A 5,957-nucleotide genomic window follows, 5' to 3' on the forward strand; every position below is an offset into this window, starting at 1 on the left:
GCCGCAGCACACCAGCATCCGGAACAAGCCAAATGGCTGCGGAAAGCGCATCATCCGTCATTCACGAACCCACGGTGCGGACTGTGTGCGAGGCAGAGCATGACATGGTTCAAGAAGGTTTTCTGGATCGGCGCTGGGCTTGGCGTCGTGGGTGCGCTTGCCGCATTCACGGTGGACGAATTGAAGACTTCCCGGCTGCAATCGGCCCTGTGGCGCGACCTCGCCAGCGGTGCCCGCTTCAGCGTCGACGTCGGTGCCAGCGATGCCATCCGCTTCCCCCACACCGGGCCTTATGACGAGCGGCTGGGCTACGACCAGCTGCCCGGCTACATCGAGCGCCTGGAGCCCCTGGGCTTCGCGATCACCCGCCAGGCCCGCATGTCGCCGCGGCTGATCGAACTGCAGGAGCGCAAGCTTTTCATCCCCTACCGGGAGAAGAATCAGGCAGGCCTGACCGTGCGCGACTGCCGCAATGCCGAGCTGCTGCACACGCGCGTGCCGACGCGCGTGTACGAGCGCTTTGAGGAGGTGCCGCCGCTGCTGGTGAGCGCCCTGCTGTTCGTCGAGGACCGCCGCCTGCTGGACGCGCAGCCGCCGCAGCGCAACCCCGCGATCGATCCTGAGCGCTTCGCGAAGGCCGCGCTCGAACAGGCGCGCCGGGCCGTCGACCCCAGCCAGGCGGCGACGGGCGGCAGCACGCTGGCGACCCAGATCGAGAAGTACCGCCATTCCCCTCACGGCCGCACCGCGTCGGTCGGCGAGAAGCTGCGCCAGATGGCATCGGCCTCGCTGCGCGCCTACCAGGACGGCGAGGACACGCTGACGCGGCGCCGCCAGATCGTCGTCGACTACCTCGATACGGTGCCTCTGGCCGCGCGCCCCGGTATCGGCGAAGTGCACGGCCTGGGCGACGGCCTGTGGGCCTGGTACGGCCGCGACTTCGGCGAAGTCAACCGGCTGCTCGCCGACTACGACGAAGGCGCCGCGCCCACGGAAGAAGCGCTGCGGCGCCAGGCCGAAGCCTTCAAGCAGGCGCTGTCGCTGATGATCGCGCAGCGCCGCCCGTCGCAGCATCTGCTCGGCGACGGCACGGGCCTGACGCGGCTGACCGACAGCTACCTGCGGCTGATGGCCGAGGCCGGCGTGATATCGACTCCGCTGCGCGATGCGGCACTGCCGCTGCCCCTGCGCCTGCAGCCCGAACTGCCGCCGGCGCCGAGGACCGACTTCGTCCAGCGCAAGGCCGCGAGCGCGCTGCGCACCCACATCTCCACCCTGCTCGACGTACCGCGCGCCTACGACCTCGAGCGTCTCGACCTCGAGGCGGAAACCAGCCTCGACGGCGAGGCGCAGGCGCTCGCGGCGCGAATTCTCGCCGGCCTGCGCGCGCCCGCCGCGGCAAAGGCGGCGGGACTGGTCGGCTTCCACATGCTCGACCCCGGCGCGGACCCCGCCCCCTTGGTCTACAGCTTCACGCTGTTCGAGCGCGGCGCACGGGCGAACCTGCTGCGTGTCCAGGCCGACAGCATCGATCAGCCTTTCGACGTGAACCAGGGCGCGCGACTGGACCTGGGCTCGACGGCCAAGCTGCGCACCCTGGTGAGCTACCTGGAGCTCGTCGCCGAACTGCACGCGCGCTGGGCCGATCTGAGCTCCACCGAGCTGTCGGCGCTGGCGGTGAGCCCGCGCGATCCGCTGGGCGCCTGGGCGCGGACATACCTTCTGCGCGCCAAGGACCGCAGCCTCGCGCCGATGCTCGAGGCCGCCATGGAGCGCCGGTACTCTGCGAGCCCGTCGGAGGCCTTCTTCACCGGCGGCGGCATGCACCAGTTCGGAAACTTCGAGCGCTCTCACGGCGGCAGCTCGATGACGGTGCGAGAGGGCTTCAAGCACTCGGTCAACCTGGTGTTCATCCGCCTGATGCGCGACCTGGTGCGCCACCGGATGTACGGCGGCGAATCGGATGCCGAGCGCATGCTGCAGGACCCTGCCGACCCGGGCCGGCGCGAAATGCTCGCGCGCTTTGCCGACCGCGAAGGCTCGGCCTACCTCGTGCGCTTCTATCGCAAGTACCAGCGCCAGCCCGCCGCGGGCGCCGAGGCGCTGCTGCTGCGCGGCGTGAGGCCGTCGGCGCCACGCCTGGCGAGCGTGCTGTTCACGATCGAGCCCGAAGCCAGCGAGGCGCAGCTCGACGCGCTGCTGATACGGCAGACCGGCCGCGGCGCCGCCTCGCCGCGCGCACTGCGGGCGCTGCGTAACACCTACGCCGGTTTGTCGCTCACGGATCGCGGCTACGTCGCGCGCGTGCATCCGCTCGAGCTCTGGCTGGTCGGCTACCTGCGGCGTCACCCCGGTGCGTCGCTGACCGAGGTGCTGGACGCCAGCGCGCGCGAACGCCAGGAGGTCTACGCCTGGCTCTTCAAGACGCGCCACAAGGGCGCGCAGGACAGGCGCGTGCGCGAACTGCTCGAGCTCGACGCCTTCGCGCAGATCCATCGTTCATGGCAGCGGCTGGGTTACCCGTTCGCATCGCTCACGCCGTCCTACGCGAGCGCGATCGGCGCGTCGGGCGACCGGCCGGGCGCGTTGGCGGAGTTGATGGGCATCATCGTCAACGACGGCGTGCGGCGGCCGACGCAACGGGTCGGCGCATTGCACTTCGCGCGCGACACGCCCTACGAAACCCGGCTCGARCCGCGCAAMGCGAGGGTCGAACGGGCGTTGTCCGTCGARGTGGCTGCGACGGTACGCAGCGCGCTCGTCGAAGTGGTGCACGGCGGCACCGCCGGGCGGCTCCAGGGTGCGCTCAAGGAYGCGAGCGGCCGCGTGATCGAGRTCGGCGGCAAGACCGGCACCGGCGACCACCGCTACGAACGCATCGGCCGCGGYGGGCGGGTGATCTCGGAGCGCAAGATCGACCGCTCGGCCACCTTCGTCTTCATGATCGGCGACCGCTACTTCGGCACCATCATGGCCTACGTGCACGAACCCTATGCCGCCCGCTATCGGTTCACGAGCGCGCTGCCGACCCAGCTGCTGAAGTCGTTGGGGCCGCAGTTGCTGCCTGTGCTCGAGCGCGGCGGGTGCGGGGGGGATTGACAGGTCAATTCTYGTTCTTTGTCAATGCGGCTCTGATGCGAATTATCCGCGCGGCCAAAGGAACTCGCGCCGCGTCAGGCCGAAAGGACTGCGTTCCAGATCGCGGGCGCAGCTTGGCCCCGCGCGATGCGACGAGTCGCGCCAACTCGCGGAGCCAAATCTCGCCGAGGTGTGTGCCAAGCTGGCGGAACTGCATCGCATCGAGTCGGTCCTGGCCACCTTGATTGACGACTGCTGCGCGACACGTAGCCATCGGATGAGCAAGACAGGGACAGCCGTTGGTACAAATGATCGTTGGGCATCTTCCGCAAGGATCAAGGCCTCGGCCAGCTGCTGCTGAACTTCCGTTCCGAAGTGTCTGTCGGCGCCCTGCGGGGAGATGGCCATGAGTGGGGGAAGCACCTTGGGAGGACGCTCATGATATACCGCAGTGCTCAGATCCGAGGCTGTTTTGGCGGGGCGGCCGCGCCAGAGATGCGCGTCCCGATTCGGCGTAGATTCGTTCTTGGTCAGAGGTGCAATCCCGGCGCGATGACATCGCCCTTTCCAGTCTCCGCCGCTCATCACTTGAGTCACACCTGGCCGAGGCCGAGGCTTGTCCACAAGAGGGGCGTGTTTTAAGCTGCCTTGAGGCCTGTCGTGCTGAAAGAGGTGTTCCGATGAATGAGCTTGAACGACTGGAAGCTATGCTTCGTGCGCAACCGGCGTCCCTCGACATTGAGCAACGTCGGGCAGCGTCCGACGCTCTGGGAGATCTCTTCCCGCTGGCAGCGGATGTCTGTGTGGAACAGGTGGAGGCGCACGGCGTTCAAGCTGAATGGACGTCCACGCCTGTCGCGAGCACCAGCGAAGTCATCCTCTATCTGCACAGCGGGGGATATGTTTGGGGCTCGCTGAAGAGCCACCGGCACCTCGTGAGCGAGTTGGGCCGCGCGGCAACGATGAGAACGCTCGCCCTCGACTACAGGCGTGCCCCTGAGTTCCCGTTTCCGCATGCCCTGGAAGATGCGGTCAGTGGATACAGATTCCTCCTGGATTCCGGCTTCAAACCTCGTCAGATCGCGGTCGCCGGCGATAGCGCGGGAGCGGGCCTGGCCGTGGCCTTGCTTGTCCGACTGAAAGAACTGGGCATGCAGCAGCCGGCCTGCGCATTGCTTGTCTCGCCCTGGGCCGATATGACAGCGACCTCTGACAGCTACAGCCGCAACGCGAAGCGAGATCCGGTCCTCAACCGCGAGATCATGCAGTTTTTGGCCGAGCAGTACCTTGGAAAGCGGTCACGAGAGACACCTCTCGCGTCGCCGGTTTTCGCCGATCTGAGCGGCATCGCCCCTCTCACGATCTTCGTGGGGGCCACGGAGGCCTTGCTGGATGACGCGGTCGCACTCGCCCGCGCGGCGGGTCTCGCCGATGTGGGCGTGCGGCTTGAGATTTGGCCGAAGATGTTTCACGTCTGGCCCACCTACCATCAGGTGTTGGCGCAAGGCAGGCAAGGTGTCGCCAGAGCTGGAAGGCTGCTGCGTGAAGCCGTGGAAGCGGCTTCGAGCGGCGAAGGCTGATGCATCGGTAAAGCGAGATGATCGCTTCTCAGACTGCGGGCCTGCATGGGCCATTGCTCGGCAGCGGCAAGCCCGTCGAACCGGTGGGCCCGCGCGTGGGGACGCGCACTCTCGGACTGCGCGACGTGCGCCTCGAACCGGGCCCGGGCGCTTGCAGAGACCGTCGACATGCTCAAGCCCCGCAACAATAGGGCGATCCTCGGCCCCGACTGAGCCCCGATCGTTTTGCTCGCTGAAAAGCGAGGGTGTTCAACGGCGGCTCCTTTCGGTTGAAGTGACTGTTGACGGACTGTCGTGCCCTCCCGTTACCGCCGGATTGCGGCGCGAGTTTCAGATGTAATTTGCTGCAGCGCATCCGGACATGCGCTGGTGATCCAGGGTGGCAAGACTGGCCCCCATGAACCCGGACACGCACACCCCCACCGCGCCGGAAGAGTGGCCTCTCGGCGCCCACCTCGTCTCGCCGCGCCGTGGCTACGCCCATCACGGGATCTACGCCGGGCATGGTCTCGTGATCCACTACGCCGGCTTCAGCCGCGGCTGGCAGCCCGGCCCGGTCGAAGAGGTCGCGCTGGATCGGTTCCGCATGGGACGACCGATCGCTGTGCGGGACAACGCCGGCGCACGCCACGTCGGTGCAGCCTGCGTCGAGCGCGCACGCCAACGCATCGGCGAGAACCGCTTCTCGCTCTGGAACAACAACTGCGAGCATTTCTGCAACTGGTGCGTGCATGGCAACAGCCGCAGCGCGCAGATCGACGCACTGCGCGCGCGGCTGCATGTCGTCCTGTCAGCTGTGTGGCGTCGCTGGTGTTGGCGGTCGGCCTGGAGGCTTCCAAGTCCAGGTTCGAAGCGGTGATTGTCGTTTGCTCCGTCCAAATCTTGCGCTTTTTATTCAGCCGTGCGATAGTATCGACGCGAACCAAATTAAATCGCATCTTGTTTCACGATATTCTGAACGAGGGCCAACGAGATCCATGCTTGCCGGACTGATCTACCTGGGCGCCTGCCGCGCTGCCACCACGCTGCGCGCTCGTGCCGCCGCGGATGGCTGGCCGGAATTGCTCGGCAAGGCCATAGGCCGGACGGGGCGACACCGCCATCCTGGTGTTCCTGGTGCTGGTCGGCTGCGCTGTGCTGGTGCTGTTGGTCTTCGTTCTCTGGCCGCTTTCTGTCGCCGTCATGCTCGGCCTGGGCCTGCGCATCGGCCAGGAGCTCCTGCGAAAGGCGAGTTCATGACGACGCCAACCCCAGCGCGCGCCCGGCGCGGCCGAAAGCACGTGCCCTCCTTCCAGGACG

General features: G+C 67.2%; 4 protein-coding genes. All 4 read left to right on the top strand.

What is annotated here, in order from left to right; all coding sequences use genetic code 11:
• Positions 1-99 precede the first annotated feature (99 nt).
• The 4 genes from AC1DY5_RS38925 (at position 100) to AC1DY5_RS38940 (ending at position 5,897) form a co-directional block, all read left to right on the top strand.
• Complete coding sequence (locus tag AC1DY5_RS38925; protein WP_478119797.1) at positions 100-3,099, top strand: transglycosylase domain-containing protein; 3,000 nt, start codon at positions 100-102, stop codon at positions 3,097-3,099.
• 659 nt (positions 3,100-3,758) lie between these two features.
• A complete protein-coding gene (locus tag AC1DY5_RS38930) occupies positions 3,759-4,658 on the top strand; it encodes an alpha/beta hydrolase (RefSeq protein ID WP_478119798.1) in 900 nt (299 codons plus the stop codon).
• 397 nt (positions 4,659-5,055) lie between these two features.
• On the top strand, positions 5,056-5,517 hold the full coding sequence (locus tag AC1DY5_RS38935; RefSeq protein ID WP_478119799.1) for a lecithin retinol acyltransferase family protein: 462 nt from the start codon (positions 5,056-5,058) through the stop codon (positions 5,515-5,517).
• A 248-nt stretch (positions 5,518-5,765) separates the two neighbouring features.
• Positions 5,766-5,897 carry a hypothetical protein gene (locus tag AC1DY5_RS38940; RefSeq protein WP_478119800.1) on the top strand — a complete coding sequence of 44 codons (132 nt, stop codon included), beginning with the start codon at positions 5,766-5,768 and terminating at the stop codon, positions 5,895-5,897.
• The last annotated feature ends 60 nt before the right edge of the window (positions 5,898-5,957 follow it).

The sequence above is a fragment of the Variovorax sp. P4_D9 genome (assembly GCF_056401695.1).